The organism is Bacillus sp. EB600, assembly GCF_024494385.1.
Lineage (GTDB): Bacteria > Bacillota > Bacilli > Bacillales > Cytobacillaceae > JAEVLT01.
In genome coordinates, this window is record NZ_JAEVLT010000160.1 from 1 (window position 1) to 490 (window position 490).

The following is a 490-nucleotide window of genomic DNA, read 5'->3' on the forward strand; positions in this document are numbered from 1 at the left end:
ATATAAGAATGGCGGAGAGCAAGGGATTTGAACCCTTGAGACAGGGTTACCCGTCTACACGATTTCCAATCGTGCTCCTTCGGCCACTCGGACAGCTCTCCATTATGGCTCCGCAGGTAGGACTCGAACCTACGACCGATCGGTTAACAGCCGATAGCTCTACCACTGAGCTACTGCGGAATAATCCAAGCCTGGCAACGTCCTACTCTCACAGGGACTTGCGTCCCAACTACCATCGGCGCTGAGAAGCTTAACTTCCGTGTTCGGTATGGGAACGGGTGTGACCTTCTCGCCATTATTACCAGACTATTTGTTAGACACTATTCTATTATAATGTCTTTTTTATATTTTTCAAGAGGAAATTTCATTTTTCATTCCCTCAAAACTAGATAATACAGAAGAAGTTTTTCTGAACGAGTTCGCTTACTAGATTGGTTAAGTCCTCGATCGATTAGTATCAGTCAGCTCCACACGTCACCGCGCTTCCACC

At 46.3% G+C, this 490-nt stretch carries 2 tRNA genes and 1 rRNA gene; all 3 read right to left on the reverse strand.

Annotation, left to right across the window (positions count from 1 at the left end):
• Positions 1-9: 9 nt before the first annotated feature.
• Positions 10-101, reverse strand: a tRNA-Ser gene (locus tag JN080_RS29135).
• Positions 102-105: 4 nt separating this feature from the next.
• Positions 106-180: transfer RNA gene (locus JN080_RS29140), tRNA-Asn, on the reverse strand.
• A 9-nt stretch (positions 181-189) separates the two neighbouring features.
• Positions 190-306 (reverse strand): 5S ribosomal RNA (rrf, locus tag JN080_RS29145).
• Positions 307-490 lie beyond the last annotated feature (184 nt).